The 25,866-nt window shown below is 38.8% G+C and carries 28 protein-coding genes and 1 tRNA gene; 3 read left to right on the plus strand and 26 right to left on the minus strand.

Features of this window, described 5'->3' with window-relative positions; all coding sequences use genetic code 11:
* The first annotated feature begins 154 nt into the window (after positions 1–154).
* Positions 155–228 (plus strand) — tRNA-Met (locus ACFSFY_RS01245).
* A 431-nt stretch (positions 229–659) separates the two neighbouring features.
* Here ACFSFY_RS01245 and ACFSFY_RS01250 read toward each other — a convergent pair.
* The 7 genes from ACFSFY_RS01250 to ACFSFY_RS01280 all read right to left on the minus strand — a co-directional run bounded on the left by ACFSFY_RS01250 (position 660) and on the right by ACFSFY_RS01280 (position 5,884).
* Positions 660–1,088 carry a S1 domain-containing RNA-binding protein gene (locus tag ACFSFY_RS01250; RefSeq protein WP_381535361.1) on the minus strand — a complete coding sequence of 143 codons (429 nt, stop codon included), beginning with the start codon at positions 1,086–1,088 and terminating at the stop codon, positions 660–662.
* Between the two features lie 154 nt (positions 1,089–1,242).
* On the minus strand, positions 1,243–1,635 hold the full coding sequence (locus ACFSFY_RS01255; protein WP_381535362.1) for an FtsB family cell division protein: 393 nt from the start codon (positions 1,633–1,635) through the stop codon (positions 1,243–1,245).
* A 54-nt stretch (positions 1,636–1,689) separates the two neighbouring features.
* Positions 1,690–2,157 carry a spore cortex biosynthesis protein YabQ gene (gene yabQ / locus ACFSFY_RS01260; protein WP_381535363.1) on the minus strand — a complete coding sequence of 156 codons (468 nt, stop codon included), beginning with the start codon at positions 2,155–2,157 and terminating at the stop codon, positions 1,690–1,692.
* Entirely contained in the window at positions 2,154–2,450 is a 297-nt protein-coding gene (gene yabP, locus ACFSFY_RS01265) for a sporulation protein YabP (RefSeq protein ID WP_381535364.1), read from the minus strand. Before yabP ends, yabQ begins: the two co-directional genes overlap by 4 nt.
* A gap of 86 nt (positions 2,451–2,536) precedes the next feature.
* Positions 2,537–2,827 (minus strand): RNA-binding S4 domain-containing protein, encoded by a 291-nt coding sequence (locus ACFSFY_RS01270; RefSeq protein WP_381535365.1) that lies wholly within the window; start codon positions 2,825–2,827, stop codon positions 2,537–2,539.
* Positions 2,817–4,283, minus strand: a complete 1,467-nt coding sequence (gene yabN / locus ACFSFY_RS01275) for a bifunctional methyltransferase/pyrophosphohydrolase YabN (protein WP_381535366.1) — start codon at positions 4,281–4,283, stop codon at positions 2,817–2,819. The genes ACFSFY_RS01270 and yabN overlap by 11 nt, the downstream gene beginning before the upstream one ends.
* A 5-nt stretch (positions 4,284–4,288) precedes the next feature.
* Complete coding sequence (locus ACFSFY_RS01280) at positions 4,289–5,884, minus strand: putative polysaccharide biosynthesis protein (protein ID WP_381535367.1); 1,596 nt, start codon at positions 5,882–5,884, stop codon at positions 4,289–4,291.
* A gap of 259 nt (positions 5,885–6,143) precedes the next feature.
* Between ACFSFY_RS01280 and ACFSFY_RS01285 the strand changes: the two genes are divergently transcribed.
* Positions 6,144–6,323, plus strand: coding sequence for a Spo0E family sporulation regulatory protein-aspartic acid phosphatase (locus ACFSFY_RS01285; RefSeq protein ID WP_381535368.1), 180 nt, complete (start codon positions 6,144–6,146; stop codon positions 6,321–6,323).
* A gap of 61 nt (positions 6,324–6,384) precedes the next feature.
* On the opposite strand, the gene spoVT is transcribed toward ACFSFY_RS01285, so the two are convergent.
* The 19 genes from spoVT to metG all read right to left on the minus strand — a co-directional run bounded on the left by spoVT (position 6,385) and on the right by metG (position 25,288).
* Entirely contained in the window at positions 6,385–6,921 is a 537-nt protein-coding gene (spoVT, locus tag ACFSFY_RS01290) for a stage V sporulation protein T (RefSeq protein ID WP_381535369.1), read from the minus strand.
* 93 nt (positions 6,922–7,014) lie between these two features.
* Entirely contained in the window at positions 7,015–10,548 is a 3,534-nt protein-coding gene (mfd, locus tag ACFSFY_RS01295) for a transcription-repair coupling factor (RefSeq protein ID WP_381535370.1), read from the minus strand.
* Positions 10,549–10,649: 101 nt separating this feature from the next.
* Positions 10,650–10,880: an anti-sigma-F factor Fin gene (locus ACFSFY_RS01300; RefSeq protein ID WP_381535371.1), complete on the minus strand. Its 231-nt coding sequence runs from the start codon at positions 10,878–10,880 to the stop codon at positions 10,650–10,652.
* Between the two features lie 54 nt (positions 10,881–10,934).
* Entirely contained in the window at positions 10,935–11,501 is a 567-nt protein-coding gene (gene pth / locus ACFSFY_RS01305; protein WP_381535372.1) for an aminoacyl-tRNA hydrolase, read from the minus strand.
* Between the two features lie 93 nt (positions 11,502–11,594).
* On the minus strand, positions 11,595–12,233 hold the full coding sequence (locus ACFSFY_RS01310) for a 50S ribosomal protein L25/general stress protein Ctc (RefSeq protein ID WP_381535373.1): 639 nt from the start codon (positions 12,231–12,233) through the stop codon (positions 11,595–11,597).
* Between the two features lie 80 nt (positions 12,234–12,313).
* Entirely contained in the window at positions 12,314–13,273 is a 960-nt protein-coding gene (locus ACFSFY_RS01315; protein WP_381535374.1) for a ribose-phosphate diphosphokinase, read from the minus strand.
* Between the two features lie 14 nt (positions 13,274–13,287).
* Complete coding sequence (gene glmU / locus ACFSFY_RS01320) at positions 13,288–14,658, minus strand: bifunctional UDP-N-acetylglucosamine diphosphorylase/glucosamine-1-phosphate N-acetyltransferase GlmU (RefSeq protein WP_381535375.1); 1,371 nt, start codon at positions 14,656–14,658, stop codon at positions 13,288–13,290.
* 258 nt (positions 14,659–14,916) lie between these two features.
* Positions 14,917–15,204, minus strand: coding sequence for a septation regulator SpoVG (gene spoVG / locus ACFSFY_RS01325; protein WP_381535376.1), 288 nt, complete (start codon positions 15,202–15,204; stop codon positions 14,917–14,919).
* Positions 15,205–15,347: 143 nt separating this feature from the next.
* Entirely contained in the window at positions 15,348–15,725 is a 378-nt protein-coding gene (locus ACFSFY_RS01330) for a RidA family protein (protein WP_381535377.1), read from the minus strand.
* A 299-nt stretch (positions 15,726–16,024) separates the two neighbouring features.
* On the minus strand, positions 16,025–16,402 hold the full coding sequence (locus tag ACFSFY_RS01335) for a RidA family protein (RefSeq protein ID WP_381535378.1): 378 nt from the start codon (positions 16,400–16,402) through the stop codon (positions 16,025–16,027).
* A 1-nt stretch (position 16,403) separates the two neighbouring features.
* Positions 16,404–17,231, minus strand: coding sequence for a pur operon repressor (purR, locus tag ACFSFY_RS01340; RefSeq protein WP_381535379.1), 828 nt, complete (start codon positions 17,229–17,231; stop codon positions 16,404–16,406).
* Between the two features lie 56 nt (positions 17,232–17,287).
* The gene (gene ispE / locus ACFSFY_RS01345; RefSeq protein ID WP_381535380.1) at positions 17,288–18,154 is read right to left on the minus strand and encodes a 4-(cytidine 5'-diphospho)-2-C-methyl-D-erythritol kinase; all 867 of its coding nucleotides are present in this window, start codon (positions 18,152–18,154) and stop codon (positions 17,288–17,290) included.
* Between the two features lie 217 nt (positions 18,155–18,371).
* On the minus strand, positions 18,372–18,545 hold the full coding sequence (locus tag ACFSFY_RS01350) for a small, acid-soluble spore protein, alpha/beta type (protein WP_381535381.1): 174 nt from the start codon (positions 18,543–18,545) through the stop codon (positions 18,372–18,374).
* Between the two features lie 136 nt (positions 18,546–18,681).
* Entirely contained in the window at positions 18,682–18,948 is a 267-nt protein-coding gene (gene veg / locus ACFSFY_RS01355) for a biofilm formation stimulator Veg (RefSeq protein WP_381535382.1), read from the minus strand.
* A 134-nt stretch (positions 18,949–19,082) separates the two neighbouring features.
* Complete coding sequence (gene rsmA, locus ACFSFY_RS01360; protein ID WP_381535383.1) at positions 19,083–19,985, minus strand: 16S rRNA (adenine(1518)-N(6)/adenine(1519)-N(6))-dimethyltransferase RsmA; 903 nt, start codon at positions 19,983–19,985, stop codon at positions 19,083–19,085.
* Position 19,986: 1 nt separating this feature from the next.
* Positions 19,987–20,541, minus strand: coding sequence for a ribonuclease M5 (gene rnmV / locus ACFSFY_RS01365; RefSeq protein ID WP_381535384.1), 555 nt, complete (start codon positions 20,539–20,541; stop codon positions 19,987–19,989).
* 219 nt (positions 20,542–20,760) lie between these two features.
* Positions 20,761–21,999, minus strand: coding sequence for a ubiquitin-like domain-containing protein (locus ACFSFY_RS01370; protein ID WP_381535385.1), 1,239 nt, complete (start codon positions 21,997–21,999; stop codon positions 20,761–20,763).
* Between the two features lie 125 nt (positions 22,000–22,124).
* Positions 22,125–22,904: a TatD family hydrolase gene (locus ACFSFY_RS01375; RefSeq protein WP_381535386.1), complete on the minus strand. Its 780-nt coding sequence runs from the start codon at positions 22,902–22,904 to the stop codon at positions 22,125–22,127.
* Between the two features lie 428 nt (positions 22,905–23,332).
* Positions 23,333–25,288, minus strand: a complete 1,956-nt coding sequence (metG, locus tag ACFSFY_RS01380; RefSeq protein WP_381535387.1) for a methionine--tRNA ligase — start codon at positions 25,286–25,288, stop codon at positions 23,333–23,335.
* A 260-nt stretch (positions 25,289–25,548) separates the two neighbouring features.
* On the opposite strand from metG, the gene ACFSFY_RS01385 reads away from it, so the two are divergent.
* The gene (locus tag ACFSFY_RS01385; protein ID WP_381535388.1) at positions 25,549–25,827 is read left to right on the plus strand and encodes an AbrB/MazE/SpoVT family DNA-binding domain-containing protein; all 279 of its coding nucleotides are present in this window, start codon (positions 25,549–25,551) and stop codon (positions 25,825–25,827) included.
* The last annotated feature ends 39 nt before the right edge of the window (positions 25,828–25,866 follow it).

Here is a 25,866-nt window from a genome sequence, read left to right on the forward strand (position 1 = left end):
TACATAGACGGGGTACAAGAAAATGTCTGTTCATGGCGACAAGGAAACAAAATCTTTCGACTCTTTCCGAACATTTTTTCTTTTAAAAGATCTAGTTGACACATATTATGATCACATGTAATATGTAGATTGTTATCAAATTAACACCAACCACAGCGGCGTAGCTCAGCTGGCTAGAGCGTCCGGTTCATACCCGTAAAGTCGGGGGTTCGAATCCCTCCGCCGCTATTTAGATATATTCAAAACACAAAGTGTTTTGATATATATCAAAGGAACCAGAAATATCAATAGGCACCTGTATTGATTTTTATTGTTCCTTACCGTGCATTGTTTTGACATATACCAAAAGGCAAAAGAAATATCAATAGGCACCTGTATTGATATTTCTGGTTCCTTACCGTAAAGTGTTTTGACATATACCAAAAGACTTAATACAAAAGATATTTCAATAGGCACTAATATTGAAATATCTTTTTTTCCTTACCATAAAGAATTTTTACTTAAACAAAAAAAGGTAAAGCACCCTGATCTTAACCAAACAAAAAGTTCTTTCAAATTACATAAATCTTCTAATAGGGAAAAGCGACAGACTAGGATACTCTCCTTTGTCCGTCGCTTTTCTATATTGTAATTTTTCTATAATTGAAACAGCTAGCAAGTTACCCTCTTTTAGAGCCACGGCCGCCACGTTTAGATTCTGTAGCCCTCTTTAAAGTCGTGAGACGTTCTTCGCTATCTTTCATGAATCGTGCCATCTTCTGTTCGAAGTTCTCTGGGCGTTCAATCATAGGACGTCCACCAGAACCTTGACGAGGACGTTGTGGGCGTTGTGGACGTTCAGGACGTTCGGATTCAGGTTTTGCTTTCCTGATTGACAATCCAATTTTTCCGTCTGTTCCAACATTCATCACTTTTACTTCAACCATGTCGCCTACTTTAAAATGCTCATTAATGTCTTTGACATAATTGTCCGCAACTTCACTGATGTGGACTAAGCCTGTCGAACCGTTCGGCAGCTCAACGAATGCTCCGAAATTTGTGATCCCTGTTACTTTACCTTGTAGCTTGCTACCTACTTCAATTGACATAAAAAAAATGCTCCTCCTTAAAATTTAAGCAGGCCCCGCGCTGGAAGCCTTCTAACTGTATTCATGAGTCCTGTAATAACAAGATTCTTACTTCTATTATAGCCATCAAAAAAAGAGTGTCAATAAGACTACTCTTTTTCGTCCTATTTCTTTTCTATTTTTTCTTTTTATCGGGTGTTGAAAAGATGATTTCATTTTTGTCCGATAAGAAATAATTCTTTCGGGCGAGCTTTGCAATGTAATCATCATCGCTCAACTTCACGATTTGTCTATTCAACATTTCTTGCTCATCCGTTACTACTTCAAGCTCTGCTAAAAGTTCTACTACTTTTTGCTCTTTTACGGATAAAGCTTGCTTTTGATTAATAAAAGTAGACGTAAGAGTTCCGAGAATAATTATTGCAGCAATCGCATATGCCGCTAAACGACGGTATAAACGAACTTTTCGTGCACGAATTCTCTCTTCTTTCTTATGAAGAGAGCGGACATATTCAGTTTGGATCGATGCAACGTTTGCCAACGGTTTCCTTTGCTGTTTTGGTTCCATGCCTCACACTTCCTTCCATATCACAACCCACTTCGTTAGTTTATACATTATACCTCATTTCTTCCTCTTAATAAAGAGTTTTCTGAAATGCTTATGGTATAACTTAACAAAAGGTCTGAAAAGAAGTGCAAGCCCACTTAAAAGAAGGCGAAAGACTCTTTTTATTACCAATCCAATAAAACGCACAATAAACCACAACGGTCTTATGACAATTACTAAAATGATTCTGCCTAGAAAACGCAATGGTTTATGAAAAAAACTGACATAAAGTAGAAGTCCACTCAACTGTGCAAATGGATCATAAATACGCCAAGCTCCATCTCTAACTAAGAACAAAATATAGAAAGTCCAACATCCGACAATAACCCAGCCAATGACCTCAAGAAGAACTGCGTACCTTTTAATCACTGACTTCCTGCCTGCATGGGAAGTTGCGATTTTAATCATATCAATAAAAGCGGCTGAGACAATGCCCGTCCCAATCATTGAAAGAAGACTAAGAAACTGAACGGATAAACTCATCCAAAGAGCTTATGGAGGAAGTTGCGTGACCCTGGCTCTTCTTCATCATACTGGATTGTACTAACAGTACCTTCCAATGTTAGAAGACCTTTATCGACATCGAGATGAACGATGCGTAGTTCCTCTCCGCGTATTTGCAATAAACCTTGTGAAGTTCTAATAAGAAATTCTTCTTGATCAAAGCGATCGATCGATTTTACTGAAGTTAGGTCCATTCTTTTTCTGTTACGCATTGTGACGACATGATCCCCTGATGGGATTGCATACGTCGGATTGTCCGTCTGGAATTGCATATAGATTTCCCCCTTTGCTTGTACGTTCAAACCATCTTATGCGCGGGTATAAAAAAACATGACAGAGGAAACTCTGTCATGTTTTTTCAATCTTCATCATCCATAAATTCCGGTTCAACTTTTTCAAGCATCTCTTCCTTAAGTATTGTATAAAGAGAAGCCGCTTCCTCTTTTTTTGTTGTATTCTTTATTTGATCAATTCTTACCGTAACAATTTTTTGACCGAAACGAATCGCTAATTCATCGCCTTCTTTTACAACAGATGATGCTTTAGCCACTTTATCATTAATCGTAATTCGACCCTGATCCGCGACTTGTTTCGCTAACATTCTCCGTCTAATTAATCGAGAAATCTTTAAAAACTTATCAATTCTCATATTCATCTTCCCTTCCTTTAGCTTCTTGCCAAAAAGCTTCTAATTCATCAAGTGTATAATCTGAAAAATCACCACGTTGCTTCATAACACTCTCTTCAACAAATGAAAATCGTTTTTTGAACTTCTGATTCGCATGCATCATTGCCTCTTCTGGAGAAAGTTTTAAAAATCGAGCGATATTGACTACAGTAAACAAAACATCTCCAAGTTCATCAAGCTGACGTTCTACAGATCCACTATCGACTTCATGTTGGAATTCTTTCCATTCCTCTGCAAACTTATCAAAAGCGCCCTCAATCGTAGGCCAGTCGAAGCCAACCTTTGCCGCTTCTTTCTGATAGTTAAGCGAAGTCAAAAGTGAAGACATAGGTCGACTTTGTCCATCCAAGAGCGAATCACTTTGTACCTTGTCTTCGCTTTTTATCGTTTGCCAGTTTTGAAGAACCTCATCTGAATTTGCTACAGTCACATCACCAAAAACATGTGGATGACGTCGAATCATCTTTGCACCAAGGGTTTGAAGCACATCCTCCATGGAGAAATAGCCATCGTCTTCCCCAATTTGTGAATGAAGGAATACTTGCAATAAAACATCGCCAAGTTCCTCAATGATTGCATCTTCATCTTCTGATACAATCGCTTCAATCAGCTCATGTGCTTCCTCAATCATATACTTCTTTAGTGAACTGTGAGTCTGTTCACGGTCCCACGGACAACCATCTGGTGCACGCAGCGCGGCGATTATCGCCCTAAATGTAGACCAATCTTTTAAACGACCTTCTAATTCTTTGACAGGAGGCACATAAACAGTTGTTAAATTATCAATTTCTGCAACGCGATCTATTTCAAATAAAGGAACAGTATGTACTTTTTCAAATGAGGATCCGGCTGCTGTGACAATCGTAATTGGATGGTCATATGCATACTTCTCCATAAGAGAAAGTTTAACTTCAGATGCTATAAATGAATCATATACCTGACCCACTAAAACGTGTTGCGTCATATTGACATCATCCCGTTTCATATCTGTGCCATCGAGCAATTGAAATCCTTCGATAGGATCAATTCGTAACGCAGCAAACATCGGATCCAAGAAACTATTTCCACCGATAATTTCTAACTCAATCAAACCCATTCGTTCCTTCTCGATAAGCAATTGGACGGTTTGTTCAGCAACGAGCGGATGCCCCGGGACGACATATGTAACTTGCTTTTCCGCACTTAATACTACCAATTTCTCAACAATTTCTTCGTAAACCTTTTGAAATGAATCATTTTCCTCATAAACTTCATCAAAACTTGAAATTAAAACACCTTCTGCTCTTAGTTCAGCAATTACCGGGTGTTGGTCCGTCCGAGCAACAATAAAGTCTGCGTTCTTTAAATTGCGATAGACACCAAGGGATAATTGTTCAAGTTCACCTGCACCAAGACCGATAACTGTTAGTGGAAACATAGCATTCACCTTTTCTTTTTGGACTTTATAAGTATGAGCTGCAATCTGGCAAGTCGTTTGCCAAATGGTAAGAGAAACCATTCTTTTTCTGCCATGATTCGTGATTTTAAAATAACGAATAAAAAGAGACTTGCTCCTAGCGCTACAGCTGTTAAAGCAATAATCGTCGCTCCGATTCTAGGATGTAAATCGTTAAACAGGAACCGATCCGCAACGAGCATCCACGGTATAACAACACTATACATTAGGCCAGTCGCTAAGATAATCGTTCGATAAAAACGCAATTCCGCAAGCTTGATAGGCCATATCTTTTTAAAGTATATAAGAAGACCGACTGTAATCACTGCAAAACCAACGTTTCCAGCAATCGCTGCCCCTGCGACATTGAATTCAGGGACAAGGATTATGTTCAGGAAAACCTTTATAACTAGGCCGACCAATAGTAAAACGGCAGGTATTATTACTTTGCCCGCACCCTGAAGCATCGCCGTTAACGGAAGAATTAAAGAGAGCCAAAAAACTTGAAACACAAATATAATAAGCACGAGAGACCCATCACGTGTCTCAAATAACATTTGATTTACATATGGTAAGACTAGAGCGAGACCCAATGCCGCAGCCCAACCAAATAGAAACGCTGTTCGAAACGTAAGCCGGATAAAAGGTACTTCACTGCGCCCATTTCTTTTTGCGGTATGATGTGCGATTAAAGGAACAATTGCAAGAGCGAGTGTCGAAGCAATCAATATCCCCATCTGCACTAACGGCTGACCGCGGTCGTAAACCCCCTTCGTTTTCATTGCAGTGCTTTCCATAAAACCGTTAGACAACATGATTTGGAAAACCGTAAACGAATCAACAAGTTGAAACATGAGGAGAATAAGAGAACTTGCACTTACGCTCAAACTTACAAGCGTTAACTCCTTAACAACTCGTCCTATATTTATTTTCTCTAATGGTCCTCCAAAGGCTTTCCTAAAATACAAGATTAGAATCACAACTCCTGCAGCCTCGCCAACAACCGCTCCCCACATTGCAATCTCTCCGGCTTTGTATAAAGAAGCACCAGACCTCATAGCAATCCAAGTTCCAACAAGTATTACGACTACGCGAAAAGATTGCTCGCCAATACCAGATACAGCTACCGGAATCATCTGCCCTTTGGACTGAAAAGAACCTTTGAGAACAGCCAGTGCAGGCATAAATAAAACGATATAAGCTCCTGCTCGGAGCAATGATTCCAAATACGGGTCCCCCATTGAACGAGCAAAAAAGGGCGCGAAAGTAGTTAAAAGAACAAAAAATACGGTTGATAATAACACTAGATATATAAATGCCACATACATTAAAGATCTTTCCTTGCCATGGCTAGTACTTTCAGCAAGCAATTTGGAAACGGCTACCGAAAAACCATACGACGTCCATACTATAAAAATACCGATGAACGGATACACTTGTTGATAAATATAAAATCCTTCATCACCAACAAGATTTTGAAATGGAACCCTGTAGATGGCACCCAGAACTTTTACAATAATCGCGGCAATTGTTAGGATGGACGCCCCCTTCATAAATGTTTTCATATTCCAATAATCCGCCATAAATAAGTTCCCCATCCTGAATATTCGATAGAACCATTATAACATGAAATTAAATGTTTACTTTTTTCTAAAAAAGGTATCTAGTTCTCACAAGGCTTATATATTTTATACCATGTACTTGTTACAGATTAGTGACACTTCTATTTATTATTGAATTGCCTACAAGTTTCGACATTTTATGGTATAGATGCTGTAGTAATATAATAATTATATTGATCTCTTGTATAAAGTTTGTTAAATAGTTTAGTGGAAGAAAGAGGTGAGCACTATTAATTGTCTAAATTCATTATTAAAGAACATAGAATCAAAACAGAAAGATATGTATTTTAAAGCAAACCAGTTTGGATTCACACATCCCGTAGTGGTTGCATGTAGCAAGGAATTGGACGACTTACTCAATTGTTATCAAGGTATAGTAGGTACTCGTAAAATAAGCTGAATTTAAGATATAAAAACAAGCCTCTTTGAACCGAGAACATAGCGGTCCAGAGAGGCTTATTTTATTGTTCCATTTGTTTTGCTAAAAAATGTGCTGCCGTTTCTGCCGCTTTTTGTTCTGTTTCCCCCACAAAATGGACTTTCGAAAGTAAATAGACGGCACCTATTGCGTCGCCACCCGTGACTATCGGAGCGATGCAGTACGATTTGACTTGTTCCACTTGCCCAGGAACCCACTCAACCGTCTTTTCAAGTTTTTCTGTGACGATTTTCCGACCTGAAATAATTTCTTCCAGATTGGGAGACAACTGACGGTTTAAATAATCCTTTTTCGAAAGTCCTGATACTGCAATCATTTCATCTCTATCACTAATAAGTGCTGGTGTGCCTAATGTTTCGTATAGTGTCTCCGCGTATTCTCTGGCAAATTGACCAAGTTCAGATATCGGAGAGTACTTTTTCAAAATAACCTCTCCATCGCGGTCAGTAAAGATTTCTAGCGGATCCCCTTCTCGAATACGAAGCGTCCTCCTAATTTCTTTCGGGATGACTACCCTTCCTAAATCATCGATTCTGCGGACAATTCCTGTTGCTTTCATTCATATGATGCCTCACTTTCCACAAAATTAAAAATCGTACTTCTTTGCGGACTTAGTATGCTTCATTAGTGGGCAAAATATGCAACAACTCCTTTAGACGGAATCAAAAGAAGTTGTTTCCTTAACAGATGTAGGAAGTAATTTCATCATTCCTTCTAAAATATCAAAACCTGTTTTGTTCCCAGTGTGTCGTTCATCGACAGTTAAAACAAGTCGATTGTTTTCCATTGAAAAGCCAACAGCTCGACCAAATGCCATCGATTCAGTAACAAGCTTTGCACCATCTGACTGTGCAGTTCCTTCAGGTGATAAGCGAATTTCAATTTTAGTTTTTTGCTTTTTAATAGATTCTACTCCTGCGAAACGTCCCCAAACTTTCATACGAGCCACTCGAAGAAGTAGGTCTGCTTCAAGAGGCATATCCCCAAATCGATCCGTCATCTCATCGACCAATTCGAAATAGTCCTCTTCACTATCGATCGCTTTCACTCGTTTATACATTTGAATTTTTTGGAACCCATCTCGAATGTATTCATCTGGTAAATAGGCATCTATTGAAAGCGAGATCTCTATATCTGGAATTTCTGATTTAACAACACCAGATTGACTTTCCTCGACAGCTTCTTGCAACATTTGTGAGTACAGATCGAAACCTACTGAATCTATAAATCCATGTTGTTGGGAACCGAGAAGATTACCCGCACCACGAATGGATAAGTCACGCATTGCAATTTTAAATCCAGATCCAAGTTCCGTAAATTCTTTTATGGCTTGGAGTCGGCTTTCTGCAACCTCTGTAAGCACCTTGTCACGTTGATAAAGGAAGTATGCATACGCAACACGATTTGAACGTCCAACACGTCCACGGAGCTGGTAGAGTTGCGATAACCCCATACGGTCTGCATCATGAACGATTAAAGTGTTGACGTTTGGAATGTCTATACCTGTTTCAATAATGGTTGTTGTTACTAGAACATCATATTCACCTTCAAGAAAGCTCAAAATAATTGATTCGAGCTCGGATTCTCTCATTTGACCATGCGCAAACCCCACGCGTGCTTCAGGAACTAACTGTTTTATTTCATCGACACGACGCGTCATATCTTCTACACGATTATATAAATAGAATGTTTGACCTCCACGTCCCATTTCCCGTTCAATCGCTTCACGAACAAGTGAGAAGTTATGTTCCATTACATATGTTTGGACTGGAAATCGATTAGCAGGTGGTGTTTCAATGATTGACAAATCACGAACACCAAGCATGGACATATGCAAAGTTCGTGGAATTGGCGTAGCTGTCAGTGTTAAAACATCAACATTTGTTTTCAATTGCTTTAATCGTTCTTTGTGCGTCACACCAAATCGTTGCTCTTCATCTACCACCAGAAGGCCGAGATCGTAGTAAGCAACATCTTTCGAAAGTAGCCGGTGCGTCCCAACAATGACATCTATAGTTCCCGCCTTAAGACCTTTTAAAGACTCTGTTTGTTGTTTTTTCGTTCTAAAACGATTGAGCAATGCAATCTCAACTGGGAAACCCGCAAATCTCTCTTTCATTGTTTCAAAATGTTGCTGAGCTAAAATTGTTGTAGGCACAAGAATTGCAACCTGTTTTCCGTCTGCTACAGCTTTAAACGCCGCTCGCAAAGCAACTTCCGTTTTCCCATAACCTACATCTCCACAAAGTAATCTATCCATAGGACGTATCTTTTCCATATCCTGCTTAATTTCTATAATGGATCGAAGTTGATCTTCAGTTTCATCGTATGGAAAAGCATTTTCGAAAGCCATTTGCATATCATCATCTTCCGCAAAGGCATGCCCTTTTTCCAGTTCTCTTTCGGCATATAACTTGATTAGGTCTTCTGCAATATCTTTAACCGCAGCGGTAACCTTACTCTTTGTTCGCTTCCAAGCAACTCCTCCAAGTTTATGTAACTTGGGTTCCTTTTCTCCGGAAGCCACATATTTTTGAATCAGATCGATTTGATCTGCTGGTACGAATAACTTATCTTCTGCGCTATAACGTATATGGAGATAATCCTTATGGTTTCCATTCACCTCAAGTGTTTCCACTCCAACAAATCGTCCAATTCCATGATGTGCGTGAACGATATAGTCTCCAGGTTTTATTTCAGAATAACTTTTAATTCTCTCCGCATTAGACATCTTTTGAGGACGGGACTTTCTCTTTACTTTCCCTTTGAATAATTCAGCATCTGTAATCACTACAAGTTTTTGAAAAGGAAGTTCAAATCCTGCAGATAAGTCACCATCAACAATAAAAAGACCTCCAACACCAGATGCCCTATCTGAAATCGTAGATTCCATATCATAGTCTTGGAGAATTACTTGTACATCATTCATACGTTCTTTTCCATTAGCGATAACCATGACGCTGCAGTCGTTCTTAAGCCATCGGTCCATCTCGTTTTTCAACAAACTCATTTGACCTTGAAATTGTTGCATAGGTTTGCACGAAAATGTTATGGCTTTTTTAACGACAATTCCAGGTATTGTACGTATAAATAAAGACAAGTAAATTTTACGATGTGTGAGCATTTTATTGAGTTCATCGAAAGAAAAAGAAGCTTTTGCATTGTGAACGATTTTACCCTCTTCAAGCAGCGAGACAAACCACTCTTCCTCTTCCTTTTCCAATGCGTTAATAACTTCAGCGATTCGACCAATTTCATCGAATACTACAATGCCGTCAGATGGAAAGTAAGATTCAAGCGAGGATGATTTTTCCTCCAAAAAGGATACATATTTTAATACATTTTCTGGCACGGAACCGCTTTTCATTAGATTGATATCATTAGAAATATTTATAGTCAAACGTTCTTTCGTTTCTTCGTTCTTGACCTTTTTCAAACTTTTACCGAGTTCACTTTCAAGTCTTTCGGCAATCGTCAACATATTGTCGAAGGTCAACACAAATTCAGACGCAGGTAGGATTGAAATTGAATCCAGCTTTTCAATTGAGCGTTGGTCATCAGCAGAAAATGTTCGAATAGAATCAATTTCTGTGTCAAATAACTCGATTCGTATTGGATCTTCCAGATACAGTGGATAAAGATCTAAAATTCCACCGCGTAAAGCAAATTCACCGGGTGCTGTGACCATTGGTTGTCGCGTGTAACTCATTCCAACTAGTTTCTCCAACCACTCTCCGATGTTTATTGTATCTCCCACTTTTGCTGATAAACGATTTTCCAACCAGTTTTCTTTACTTGGCAACAGCTTTTTCATACCAGCAATCGGGGTAATATAAACACCTTTTCCAACACGTGCCATGTGATCTATTGTTTCGATACGCTGCGCCCTAAGTTCATAACTAGAAAATGAAAAATCTGCCGCGATAAGCTCTTCTGCCGGATAGAGATGGACATTCGATTCACCGAGCATTTTTACAAGGTCTTCATATGTACGTTGGGCCTGAAGTAAGTTTGGCGAAACAATTAGAAATGGCTGTTGCAATGACTTTTGGAGAGCCTTGAAGAAAACCGGCTTTGCACCACCTGATAAACCCGCAATGAGTTGTTGATCCTTACCATTCTTTAAGTCTCCAACAAGTTCACTAATCTCATCTTCTTGTAAAAGTAAATCAACGAGCGATTCCAAAGTATTACATCCTTCTTTCGTTTAGTAATTATGATAGTAAGTACATTTATAAACAGAAACAGAAAAAGCTTTGAATGCTAATCAGCACCAAAGCGTGTGTCTTATTGAAGCCATTTACGAAGCGTATAATAGTTTGGAAACTTTTCAAGTGATTGTTCACAATGCTCACAAATGCAACGCACTGTCACTGCCCCACCCTTTTCATACGTTAAAAACCGTTCTTCTTCCGTCTCATCCATCCTCTGGAGCATTTGCAATGTCTCCTTGGCAGATTCGAAGGGTAGTGAACCGATTTCTGTATCGCAATGCCGACATTTATAACGAATAGCCATCTAATGATCTGCCCCTTTTTATCAAAGTATAGGCTAGATGATCACTCGTTATTCCTAAATGCCATTAAAATTGTTCATAACATCAATAAAAGGCTTTTCAAGCCAAGCCTCACAAGCAGAAGCGCTTTTTTTAATAACTTCTGTTATTACTGGAGCCTCTTCCTTGTTAAATGGTGATAGAACATAGTCTGACACTTTTATGCCGCTTACTGGCCTTCCGACACCTATTCTAATTCTATTAAACTTATCCGTGCCAAGATGTGCAAGTAATGACTTCATGCCGTTATGGCCTCCTGCACTTCCTTTTTGACGCAACCGAATACTGCCGGGAGAAAGATCTAAATCATCATAAATAACGACAATATCATCCGTATCAATCTCATAATACTCCATTAACGGCCGTACACACTCGCCAGACAGGTTCATGTATGTAAGAGGTTTAACAAGTATTACTTTCCCCTCCGGTCGATGGAGAATCGTGTACATTCCATTAAATTTAGATTGCATCGCTGGCGCATTAAAACGCTCACAAAGTTCATCAACAACACGAAATCCTACATTATGGCGGGTATTCTCATATTGTTTACCCGGATTACCTAGACCAATTATCATTTTCGTCATTCTTATCTTCCTTTTTGCGTTAGTCTGAACATTTATCAGATAAAGAGAAAAGAGAAAAAAGGCGTACGGTAGACCCGTACGCCATGTATACTATTATTTTTCTTCTTCTTTTACTTCACCGATAACTTCTGGGTCTACACTTGCATCAGCAGTTTCAGCATCTAGTTCTTCCATTTCCTCTTCTGTACGTGGAGCAGAGAGTAATACAAGAATAAATTCATCTTCGTTTAAGATCTCATATTTAGACTTTTCACGAATATCAGCAACTGTAATTGTTTCACCAATTTCCAATTCTGTAATATCAACATCAATTCCTTCAGGAATATCTGAAGGTTTGACTTTGATTTTCAATTCCCAGTTTGGCTGTTGAACAACGCCGCCTGCTTTAACGCCGACTGATTCTCCAACAAGGTTTATATGAACATCTACTTCAAGTTCTTCAGTCATGTTAATTGCAAGGAAGTCTGCATGTAGAATATCGCCTTTTAAAGGATCAGCTTGATAATCATTTAAGACAACATTAATCTCTTTGTCATCAACTACTAATTTCATAACACCATTACGACCAGTTACACGAAGTGTTTTCAACAAGTCGCGGCTGTCTACAGTAATTGTAAGTGCCTCAGTTTTGTAACCATAAACTACTGCAGGTACGAAACCCTCACTTCTCATATCTGTTAATTTAGATTGTTGAGCTTTTTCTCTAATTTTTGCTTGAATTGTAGTACTCATTTTATTTTATCACCTTTCGTGGTCAGTTTATTATACTAATTTTGAATACTCTATAGGATACGCCATAAATGACCTATTTGTCAATCGAAGAGTGTACTTACCGACTTTTCTTCAAAGACGCGGACTATTGCATTGCCCAATAAATTAGCAATAGAAACTTGCTTAATTTTGTCCGAATGTTTATCCGGAGATAATATGATTGTATTTGTAATGACAAGCTCTTTGATTTTAGAATTATCAATGCGTTCAATCGCAGGACCAGACAGAACTGGATGTGTACAGCAAGCATACACTTCTTTTGCTCCACTTTCTATAAGAGCATTTGCAGCAACTGTTATTGTCCCAGCTGTATCAATAATATCATCGATAAGAATTGCAATCTTACCATCGACCTTCCCAACAATACTCATTACTTCTGCAACATTTGGACGTGGACGACGCTTATCAATAATAGCAATTGGAGCTTTCATTCGATCTGCCATTTTTCGTGCACGTGTTACGCCACCATGGTCAGGGGATACAATTACCAACTCGTCACCACTAAAACCTTTTTGAAGGAAATAGTCGGTTAAAAGAGGTTCAGCTACAAGATGATCAATCGGTATATTGAAAAAGCCTTGTATTTGTGGAGCGTGTAAATCAATGGCGATTACACGATGTGCTCCCGCTGTAGTAAGTAAATCTGCCACAAGTTTTGCAGTAATCGGCTCACGAGAACGAGCTTTACGATCCTGACGTGCATACCCGTAATACGGCATAACAACATTTATAGTTCGTGCTGATGCACGCTTCAATGCATCAAGCATTATAAGCAGTTCCATCAGGTTTTCATTTACAGGGTTTGATGTAGATTGAATTACAAACACATCACAACCACGGATACTTTCTTCGATATTGATTTGGACCTCTCCATCACTGAAACGTTTGACAGATGATTTACCGAGCGGACGCCCGATCTGTTCTGCCACTTCCATCGCAAGCGGTTCGTTGGAATTCAAAGAGAATATCTTAAGTTTATCATTCGGATAATGATTAGTCATCATGGTCCCCCTGTTTATTTGAGTTTTAGTATTGTTGCGTAATCTTCTTTATTTTCCTGACGTGCTCGAGCTATCGCAAGTGCGTTTTCAGGCACATTTTTTGATATGGTTGATCCTGCCGCAATAAACGCACCTTTTCCAATAGAAACTGGTGCTATTAAATTGGAGTTGCATCCTATAAATGCATTGTCTTCAATTGTTGTTAAATGCTTTTGCTTACCATCGTAATTGACTACAATCGTGCCACATCCTATGTTAACACCAGAGCCAACATTTGCGTCACCTATATAGCTTAGGTGTGACGCTTTACTACCATCACCGATATTCGACTTCTTAACCTCAACAAAGTTGCCAACCTTCACGTCGTTTCCAAGAATGGAATCAGGACGAACATGTGCAAACGGTCCAACAGCAGTGTTGTTCCCAATCTCACTGGATAGGATAACCGATGAGTGTACTGTTGAACCCTCACCAATCAAACTGTCTACAATTTGACTATTCGGACCTATCATGCACTTTTTACCAATTATCGTTTTTCCTTCAACCATCGTGCCGGGTAGAAGTGTTGTATCTTGACCAATAACGGCATCAGCACTTATATACGTGTTTTCGGGGTTTGTAATTGTAACTCCATTCCGCATATGCTTTTCTGCAATACGGTGTCGCATAACGGTTTCTGCTTTGGACAGAACAACTCGATCGTTGATGCCTAGTGTTTCACTAAAGTCTTCCGTGACATATGCAGAAACAAGCGCTTCTTCGGACCGTAAAATCCCTACTACGTCGGGTAAATAGTATTCACCTTGTGAGTTATCATTTTTCACTTTTTGAAGTGATGCAAATAGTGCTCTGTTATCAAAGCAATACGTACCCGTGTTGATTTCAATTACTTTTTGCTCTTCAAGTGTTGCATCTTTTTGTTCCACATTACGAAGAACTTGACCATCTTCCCCGCGAATAATACGACCGTACCCGGTAGGATCATCGGCAATTGCTGTAAGTATTGTTGCTTTTGCACCCAACTTATTATGATGCTCAATAAGTGCTTGCATTGTTTCTGGCCGAATGAGTGGTGTATCGCCACAAACTACGAGCGTTGTACCTGACAGGTCACCGATAAGACGTTCAGCCTGCTGAACAGCGTGTGCCGTCCCTAGTTGCTTATCTTGAAGAACATAATCACTTTTATCTCCAAGCGTTTCCTCAACCATTTCCGCACCATGACCTACAACTGTCACGATACGATCAGCTCCAAGAATCCGAATGTTATCTATTACATGTGCAACCATCGATTTCCCGCACACCGGATGAAGTACTTTATATAAATCTGACTGCATTCTAGTACCTTGTCCTGCAGCAAGGACGATGGCATATGTATTCGTCATAAACTAGCCCCCCATCAATGAGGGACGGAGTTCAATCCCTACTATAGTTTTCATATTGACTATAGCTGAAATTCACCTTTTTTTCAACCAGGTACCCCTTGACAACTTCATTATATTCTATTATTTTATATATTTCTTGCGAATGCTTTCACTCCTTGAAGGCATTCTATAAAGTACGTCGATTTTTCTACAAAATAAAAACTGCCCTGAAACTAAGGCAGTTTTTTTACACGTGCAGATGAAACCTTGATTGACCTATTATACTACTGCACCTTCAAGTACAATACTTTCTTCTAATGATAGATGATACGCATCGAGTACCGCTTTTTGAATCTTCATCCGAGCACTGGATTTAATTGGATGGGCAATATCACGAAATTCACCATCAGGAGTTCGCTTGCTTGGCATTGCGACGAAAAATCCTTCATCTCCATCGATTACACGTATATCATGAACGACAAACTCATCATTGAATGTAATCGATGCAATCGCTCTCATCCTTCCTTCGGTTTCCACCCTCCTAAGCCTTACGTCTGTAACTTCCATCCGACTATCACTCCTTCTGCTTACAATGCATAAATACTATATTCCACAAAAGTAATGATTTTCCTTCTTTAGTAGGCACAATATTTAAAAGAATGGAAAAGGACCCACATCAGTTAAGATTGTGGACCCTCAGCATACCTTTATTATTTATTTGACAAGGCAATTACTTCGATTTCTACGTTAACACCCATTGCAAGCTTGCTAACCTCTACACATGAACGTGCAGGTTTGTGCTCACCGAAGTGCTTAGTATATATCTCATTTATTTTTGCAAAGTCATTCATATCCGTAATGAACACCGTTGCTTTAACAACCCGGTCTAGGGAAGAACCAGCGGCTTCTAGAACTTCTTTAAGATTTGCAAACACTACATCCGTCTGATCTTCAATTGTACCATCCACGAGCAAGCCTTCTGCTGTTAGGGGGATTTGACCCGATGTATACACAAAACCATTCGCACATACCGCTTTTGAATAAGGACCAACTGATTTTTCCGCATTTTTAATTTCTATGAGATTCATACTATTTTCCACCTTCCAAAATGTAATTTCCTTCAATTAAAACATTTGTACGATTCTTTTCATTTACCGATAGAAGCTCCACAAGTGATAAACGCCATTGTTCTCATCCTTCCTTCGGTTTCCACCCTCCTTGGTCTTACGTCTGTAACTTCCATCCGGCTATCACTCCTTCTACTTACAATGCATAAACACTATATTCAGCAAAAGTAATGATTTCCCTTCTTTAGTAGGCACAATATTTAAAAAAATGAAAAAGGACCCACATCAGTTAAGATTGTGGGCCCTCAAGCATATCTTTATTATTTATTTGATAAGGCAATTACTTCGATTTCTACGTTAACACCCTTTGGAAGTTTACTAACCTCAACACATGAACGTGCAGGTTTGTGCTCGCCGAAGTGCTTAGCATATACGTCGTTTATCTTTGCAAAGTCGTTCATATCCGTAATGAACACCGTTGCTTTAACAACCTGGTCCAGGGAAGAACCAGCAGCTTCTAGAACTCCTTTAAGATTTGCAAATACCACATTCGTCTGATCTTCAATTGTACCATCCACGAGCAAGCCTTCTGCCGTTAGGGGGATTTGACCCGATGTATACACAAAACCATTCACGCTTACCGCTTGTGAATAAGGACCAACCGCTTTTGCCGCGTTTTCTGTTTCTATGAAATTCATATTATTTTCCACCTTCCAAAAAGTAATTTCCTTCGCTTAAAACAATTGTACGATTTTTTTCATTTACCGATAGAAGCTTTACGAGTGATGAATAGTTGTCAAGAATCACTTCTTCATGATGCTCTGCTTCAACAAGTACTGCTGTTCCAGCTAGTTCACACCCAAACTCTTCAAGAAGATGCTTCATCCCCACCATTGTACCACCAGCCTTCATGAAGTCGTCTGTAATAAGTACCTTCTGTCCACTTTTCATACTTCTTTTTGACAACATCATAGTTTGGATACGTCTAGTTGAACCGGAAACATAATTTATACTAACTGTAGAACCTTCTGTTACCTTGCTATCCCGGCGAACAATTACAACAGGTACATTTAAATGACGAGCAATTGCATGTGCAATTGGGATTCCTTTTGTTGCAACAGTCATGATGACATCAATCTCTGTATCTGAAAATCTAGATGCAAAAACTTTCCCTACACAATCCATAATATAGGGATTGCCCAGAAGATCTGCCATGAACAAGTATCCACCCGGCAGAAGTCTATCTGAATGACCGAGTTCATCCATAAGAAGTGAAATTACTTCACGAACTTCTAAGTCACCCATTTTCGGTATAAACTTAACGCCTCCTGCTGCACCCGTAACAGTAACAAGTTTACCAGCACCTGTTTCTTCAAACGTTGCTTTTATAATCGTCAAGTCTTCACTAATAGAGGACTTTGCAGATTCATAACGTTCAGAGAATTTAGTGAGAGGGATAAGTTCATGCGGAGACTCTAGTAGATATCGAGTCATGTCTACTAATCGTTCACTTCTTTTCCACTTCATACGATCAACTCCTAAACACGAATGTTTTATCAGTATTTTAACATGATTATACGTGTTTAATCAAACAAATGACGTTCACCAAGCATTCGAACAGCATAGACTTCTCGACAGAACCCCTTCAATCCATTATAAATTCTGGGTACTCTAGACTCGTGTTCAACGAGTCCGAAAACTGTAGGCCCGCTGCCACTCATTTGGACCGTATCCGCCCCAAACTTGATCATTTGTTCTTTAAGTACAGTAACCTCAGGGTAGAGATCCATTGTAACCGGTTCAAGTACATTACCAACCGAACGGCACATTCCTTTGTAATCCCCTGTTTTTAAAGCCTCTAACATATCTTTTGTATTAGGATGTTGTACAGAAGTTAAATCTAAGTTCTTAAATATTGAACCCGTTGAAACAGACAGTACAGGTTTCGCAAGGATAACCCAACAATTTGGTGGTGCCGATATTTTCTGTATCACTTCACCACGACCGGTGGCAAGCGCAGTTCCACCATATACACAAAAAGGTACATCCGAACCAATTTGAGCACCAAGTTCAGCAAGCCGGTCTGCTCCGAGCCCTAATTTCCAAAGTTTATTCAAACCTCGTAATGTTGCAGCCGCATCCGAACTACCTCCAGCAAGACCAGCAGCTACAGGAATTCTTTTTTCAAGAGTTATTTCTACTCCCTGTTTAATACCATACGTTGTTCGAATCAAATCAGCCGCCTGGTAAGCCAAATTTTTCCGATCCGTTGGAACAAATTGTACAGAAGACTTAATTTTTATTTGTCCGCCTTCTATTGCACGAATCCATACTCGATCAGCTAAATCTACCGTCGTCATGACCATCTCTACTTCGTGGAAGCCATCCAAACGTTTATGTAGAACATCGAGTGTTAAATTAATCTTTGCAGGCGCTTTCTCGTAAAGCATCCGGCTCCCTCCATTTATAGAACGTCTTAGTTCCCTATTTTACCATAGGTGTTGTATTTTGCACGTTGATTTTCATGAACACCTTTATATTTTCTATAATAGACGTTATTAGTTTAATAACTAAGACAAGGACTGTCTCAAAATCACTAATAAATGATTTGAGACAATCTTTGTTCTTTTGTCAGTCAGTTAGTGGACTAGGGTCTTTTTAAAAAGACTATTTACCTTTAGCGTGACCACGTTCAGCCATTTCTAATGCATGCTTCACCATATTACCGGCATCACGTGCTTTTATACCTCCCCAACCTTCACGTTGAACAACATCATAAAATCCAAGCTCTTTCGCAATCTCTTCTTTTAAGCTTTCGGACATTATACGTTTTTTCGCCATTCGGTTTTCCTCCTCTTTGACTGACTTAGATAGTATGAGTCAATACAAAGAAAAAACACTTATCCTTTAGGCATTCCATTTCTGGTTGCCAAAGAAAAGTGCTTGAGTCAAAATCATTAATTTATAAGAACTAGTATTACTTGATTATAAACGCAGTATGATCTGCACCATCAAGAATTGTTATTTCAACTGCATCAGTCAAAATGTCTGCATAGCTGTAAGATACTCTTTCGAACGCGTTCTCTTCTTGATCAAGTTCAACAACAAAAACAGCACGATACGTTTCACTTAGAACTCCGGCTCTTTCGATTGTTCGACGCCGGCCACCGTTCACTTTCAAATGCAAACGTTTCCCGAGATGAGAATCCAATGACTTTTTTATATCCGCTAATGTTTTTGGCATGTCGCTTACACCTCACTGAGAATAAGCATAACACATTCAAAAAATTTTGTCAATAAAAACCGACATTTTAACAATAACACTTTGCATTTGTCAATACCTTTTCACAAAAAATGTGAACTCTTTTATAAATATGACTAGTAATTGTCATTCTTTTTCGCTACAAAAAACTCTCCATATAATTCGTTTGACAACAGTGCGAACTCTTTAATCGATAAAGTCTCTCCGCGCCTGGTTGGATCAATACTAGCTCTTTCTAAAGCTTTCAAAATTTCTTCTTTTCTTAACTTTCCATTCTGCAAAGAGGACTGTAAATTATTAAATATTGTTTTGCGTCGTTGAACAAATGATCCTCTTGAAACTTCAAAAAGAAAGCTTTCATCAATCACTTCAGCTGGTAGTTCTTCTTTTCTTATCAAGCGCAAAACTGCTGATTCTACATTTGGTTGTGGAATGAAAACGGTTTTTGGAACAATCATTGCAACATCGGCATCCATATAATATTGGATTGCAATTGACAAAGAGCCATATGCTTTCGTTCCCGGTTTTGCTGTAATGCGATCTGCCACTTCTTTTTGCATCATAATAATCATGCCTGATATCGGTACTTTATCGAGCAAAAATTTCATGATGATTGGCGTTGTTACATAGTAAGGAAGATTGGCAACTACAACCACATCATCGTAATCTGCGAAATGTTCCTCCATTACTTGTAACAGGTCGACCTTGAGAATGTCTTGATGGATGACTGTTATATTATCATACGGGGAAAGTGTATCTTCTAGAACTGGGAGTAAACGATTATCAATTTCAAACGCTACAACCTTTCCAGCTCCTCTTGCAAGATGTTCTGTAAGTGCACCAATTCCGGGACCTATTTCAATAACACCGGTCTGCTTAGTCAAACCGGCATGGGAGACAATATTTCTCAATACATTTGGGTCAATTAGGAAGTTTTGTCCAAGGCTCTTTTTAAAAGCAAATCCATGCTTTTTAAGAATCTCATTCGTCCTGACTGGTGTTGCAATATCTTTATTCATTTTAAATTTCCTCCTCGTCAAGCACTTTTAGTGCTTCGCCTAAACGATCTTTGTCAATGCGAAACATCTCAAGACGTTTTTTTAAACCTTTTCCATTAACTTGACCAATACGCAACATTTCACTCAATAGCCCACGTCTTTTTCTAGCCTCTGGGTGTCCAATAAGCTTAGCCTCGATTAAATATGCAAGTGGTATATCAATAGTCGGTAGATGATCAATTGTATAGACCGAACGAATTGCCTCTCGAATATCTTCGTCTTTTGCGTGTTCAATACCCACTTTTTTACCGTTTTTTGCGATCGTTTTCTTTTTTTCTAAAAAAGCATGCTTTACGCCCGCTACACGCTGTTCAATAATCGCACGGATTCTTCTGCCCGGATAGTCCGGATCAGTGAATACGATGACGCCACGCGTTTCCTGAGCGTGTTGTATGCGAATAAGTGTCTTTTCATCAATTGCTGAACCATTTGTTTCAATTGTATCTGCATTTGTCGCACGTTTTATAGCTATTGTATCTGACTTTCCTTCTACGACGATTACTTCTTGTACATTCATTATAAATCCTCTTTCCATTCAATTATATTAATTACGGCCAGATTTAATTACGTTCAAGTTCCCACTCAACCTATTATGTAAAGTAATTGAAAACTCGAATCATCCGCCTCTGTTGAATGCAGTTAAAGTAATTCTACTCTCTACATAAAGCCTTGTACAGAAGAGCCTCTAATTAAACATAAAAATCCACAGGACCGTTATAAGTCCTGTGGATGCATATTAATTGATGACTTTTATTTTCACTTGTCGTCTACCGAACTTATAGGCAACCGCTTTTGTAGGAACATGAAGATCAATTTTCATACCTTTTATGGCACCGCCTGTATCTCCTGCTACTGCATAACCATAGCCTTCAACCCACACTTTAGACCCTAATGGAATTACACTCGGATCGACTGCAATCACTTTTAAATTAGGATTTGAACGTAAATTGATTCCCGTTGCTGTAATTCCTGAACAACCATTACAATGTGCTGTATAAGCTGTTGCTGTTACATAAAACTCTTTTCCACCAGAAGGCGCTGCAGAGTTATTACGTGATACACCAACTGCACCCTTTGATTTGGTTGTAGAAGCACTCGCAACCAAAACCTTTGTTCCAATTGCTACAATTTTCTTCTTTGGTTGCTTAATTGTTGTCTCTTCGACCATTTTACGTGAGACTTCTTTTCCGTTCTCTTTGAGCACCTCGAACTTACGTGAAACTTTACCATTCTCTCCATCTTGGACAACTTTCTCTCGCCCCTTGAGTAAAGATGAATCGCTTCTAGTTTCAACTGCATAGTTCGCAGGTTCTTCCACTACATCGGTGACCTTTTCGACTCGTACAATCTTGACTGTAGAATTCGGCATAACAAGTTCTTGTTCATATGCTTCCAACCGGTCTAAATCGCTCAATTGAATATCTTTTTTCTTTAAAAAGTCAGCGACCGTAGTCGAAGTCGTCCAATATTTCTTTTCTTTCCCACCGTCATTCAGCGTTACTTCATACGCTTTAAGAACGGTAATTGAATCCGTGTCTGCTAGTTCCTCGTTAAGTGACGGTATTACTTCGTCGTGTTCGCCTACCACAATACCGGCTTCTTCAAGCACTTCATTAACCGTACTTTTCGTCGTCCATATGGATTTGTTATCCTTATCAACGAGTATTGAAACTTGCCTAGATTGTTCCCATCGAATCGATATACCATCCACGATTGATGTATTCACTGAGGGTTTTATTAAATCTTCTTTTGCGATATCTATATCCTGTTCGGATAATAGATCTGCTACTGTATGTGCGTGCGTCTTGATTTCTAGTTCTTCGCCATTCACATCTAATGTGATTGACTTTTTTGTTCCTTCATAGAAAACGAGTGTAATTACAGTAAAAAACAATATAAACGCTAAGACTGTAACCGCAACTTCTTTACTCCTCAATGAACTAAAGAACAGACTTTTCATGGGTCTATTTGACATGAAAAAAATTCCTCCTTCATCACTCGTGTGATTATATAGGTTACTTTTCAGAGTGTCAACTCTTGTGAACTTGAAATTTAACAAATTAAGGAAGCAAACTCTCCACACAAAGTATAGCTACTATATCAGTCTTTTAAACATTCGATTTTATAAATATTTAAAGCATTCTCGGTTGTTACCCTCGCAACCTCCTCAACAGTTAGTTCTTTAAGTCTCGCAATCTCTTCTGCTACCAACGTTACAAGAGCAGGCTCATTTCTTTTTCCACGATAAGGATGTGGTGCTAAGTATGGGGCATCTGTTTCAATTAATAAGTGTTTTAGTGGAATTTTTGTCGCGACTTCCTTCGGTGTCTTCGCATTTTTAAATGTTACAGGACCTCCAAGAGAAATAAAAAAATTCATGTTAATGCATTCTTTTGCCGTTTCTACACTACCGCCAAAACAGTGCATTATTCCACCCGTTTTCTCGGCATTTTCTTCCTTCAAAATGCGAACAACATCAGCTGTTGCATCGCGATTATGAATGATTATCGGCAAATTCACTTTTTGAGCTAATTTAATTTGTTTTCTAAACAATTCTTGCTGAACAGCTTTTGGCGACTTTTCCCAATGATAATCAAGCCCTGTCTCACCAATGCCTACCACTTTAGGATGAACAGTAAGAGATTCAATCCATGTTAAATCCTCTTCTGTACAATCGATTGCGTCTACTGGGTGCCACCCAATTACTGCATATATGAATGGATATTCTTCTATAAGTTCCATTGCTTTATTTATTGTTTTTCGGTCAAAACCAACGACGATCATTTTAGTTACACCTGCTTTCAAAGCACGTGCAATTACTTCATCAAGATCCGCTTCATATTGGTCCGCGTTTAAATGAACATGAGTATCAATATACAAACTCCCACTCCTCACAGCTACTTCATTGTATTTTAATTCTTTGTTACTTTCCTTACAGTTGTATTACGGTTTGATTACATTTCAAAGTCTTGTTGGAATATTCAAATCAGTATCCCTTATTCCATTGTTCCTTATTCACTTATTACTTTAAACAGAAAAAGCAACGTTTCCATGAGGGACGCTGCTTTAACCTCTTGTAACGGAGCCAGACGCTCGGGTCATAAGTCTATTTACGAGGAGGCTGGAGTACGCCTCATCGTAAACTGCCTTATGCCTGTCGCATCTGAACGGCTCCTTCCGCTTTTCTATTTGTCTAGTCTCCAGGAGCCAGACGCTCGGGGTCATAAGTCTATTTACGAGGAGGCTGGAGTACGCCTCATCGTAAACTGCCTTATGCCTGTCGCATCTGAACGGCTCCTTCCGCTTTTTTATTTCACTTGTGATCCGTTTTTTAGGGCTTGGTCTACGGAGGTGATTTTTAAAATGCCGTCTGATTTTCCGGCTAGAATCATTCCTTGTGATAGCTCTCCGCGTAATTTAACAGGTTTTAAGTTTGCAACAACGATTACTTTCTGGCCAATAAGGGCTTCAGGCTCATAATATTCTGCAATTCCTGATACTACTTGACGCTTTTCATAACCCAAATCCAATTGCAGTTTTAGTAGTTTATCTGCCTTTGGTATTTTCTCACATGCAAGAACTGTTGCAACACGTAGATCTACCTTCATGAAGTCCTCTATTGCAATTTCATCCATTGTTGGTTCAGGAACTTCAACTGGTTCTACCTCATCCGGTGCTGATATCGCCATTTGGTCTCGTATATAAACGATTTCAACTTCAGGGTCTAGTCGCGGGAAGATGGGTACTCCCTTTTCAATTACTTTTGTACCTTCTGGAATTGCATTGAAATCGCAAAGTGTATCCCAACCAAGTAAGCTTTCATCAAGTCCTAATTGTGAAACGATTTGGATTGGAGATTTTGTCATGAACGGCTGTAATAATACTGCAATATGACGTAATGAATTTGCAAGATGTACCATAACTGAAGCAAGCTTTCCTTTATCTGCTTCTTCTCTTGCGAGTACCCAAGGTGATGTTTCATCAATATATTTGTTTGTTCTCGATATCAATGCCCAAAGTTCACCTAGAACTGTGCTAAACTGCATCTCCTCCATAGAAGACTCATACTTTTCCACAGTTTCAGTAATAAAGTTCCGCAAACTTTCATCATATTCGGTTGGGACAAGTCCTTCAGATGGAATATTACCATCAAAGTATTTATTGATCATCGATATGGTTCTGTTCAATAAATTTCCTAAGTCATTTGCAAGATCGTAATTTGTTCTCTCAACAAATGTTTCCGGAGAGAAAACTCCGTCCTGACCGAATGGTAACTCGCGTAGTAAAAAGTAACGTGTCGCATCAAGTCCAAAACGTTCGACAAGCATTTCAGGATAAACAACATTGCCTTTAGATTTCGACATTTTACCATCTTTCATCATAATAAAACCATGTGCAAACACTTTTTTCGGCAAAGGCAAGTCAAGCGCCATTAGGAATATTGGCCAATATATCGTATGGAAACGAACAATATCTTTTCCGACAACATGAACATCTGCAGGCCAATACTTATTGAATAATGAATCATCCGAAGACTCATATCCGAGTGCATTTATATAGTTTGTCAATGCGTCAACCCAAACATATATTACGTGTTTTGCATTTCCCGGCACTTTAATTCCCCAGTCAAACGACATCCGAGAAACAGATAAGTCTTCAAGACCTGGTTTAATAAAGTTATTAATCATTTCATTTTTACGTGACTCAGGTTCAATGAACGTAGGATTGTCCTCATAATATTTCAACAATCGATCCGCATATTTTTTCATATTAAAGAAATACGACTCTTCTTTAATTCTTTGAACGGGGCGACCACAGTCCGGACAATTCCCATCATCAAGCTGAAGTTCGCTAAAATAAGACTCACAAGGTGTACAATGCCAACCTTCATATTCGCCTTTATAAATATCACCATTATCGAGAAATTTCTGAAAAATTTTCTCAACACCGACCTTGTGACGCTCTTCCGTTGTTCGAATAAAATCATCATAGGAAATATCCATAAGCTTCCACACTTTTTTCGCTACATCTGCAATTCCATCTACGTATTCCTGTGGTGGTAAACCTGCTTCATCTGCTTTTTCTTGTATCTTCTGTCCGTGTTCATCCATTCCAGTAAGAAAACGTACATCATATCCACGTAGCCGTTTGTAACGGGCCATTGCGTCGGAAGCTACTGTAGTATAAGCAGTCCCAATATGGAATTTTCCACTTGGGTAATAAATTGGTGTCGTAATATAATATGTTTTCTTCGGTTCAGCCACAAAAACTCCTCCAATATAAGTATATATAGTTTCTATTCTATCGAAAATACAAGAACGATACAATGAAATACCTCAGTTGACACTAGAAGTATTCGCAATTTTAATCGAACACATACAAATTAACTCTACTAAAATCATTATTATCATCATAATTTCAAGATTATTTTATTGACGTTAATTGGAAGACTTGGTATGATAAATGAGACGAATGCAACATGTCACATTCTTTTGAAAACTATAATTGAAAGGAGATCGGTATCATGAAATCAACTGGTATTGTAAGAAAAGTAGACGAACTTGGACGCGTTGTTATTCCGATCGAATTACGCCGTACACTTGGAATTGCTCAAAAAGATGCATTAGAAATTTACGTAGATGAAGATAAAATTATTTTGAAAAAATATATGCCCAATATGACATGTTCAATTACTGGAGATGTCTCAGATGATAATTTACGTTTAATCGACGGTAAGTTAATTTTGAGTCCAGAAGGTGCTGAACAATTAATTCAAGAAATTCAAGAAAGATTAAAAAACTAAAGAGTAATCCGGAGCTGAAATACGTTCTGGATTTTTTTG

This window comes from Sporosarcina siberiensis (assembly GCF_042681925.1).
In the GTDB taxonomy this organism is placed as follows: domain Bacteria; phylum Bacillota; class Bacilli; order Bacillales_A; family Planococcaceae; genus Sporosarcina; species Sporosarcina siberiensis.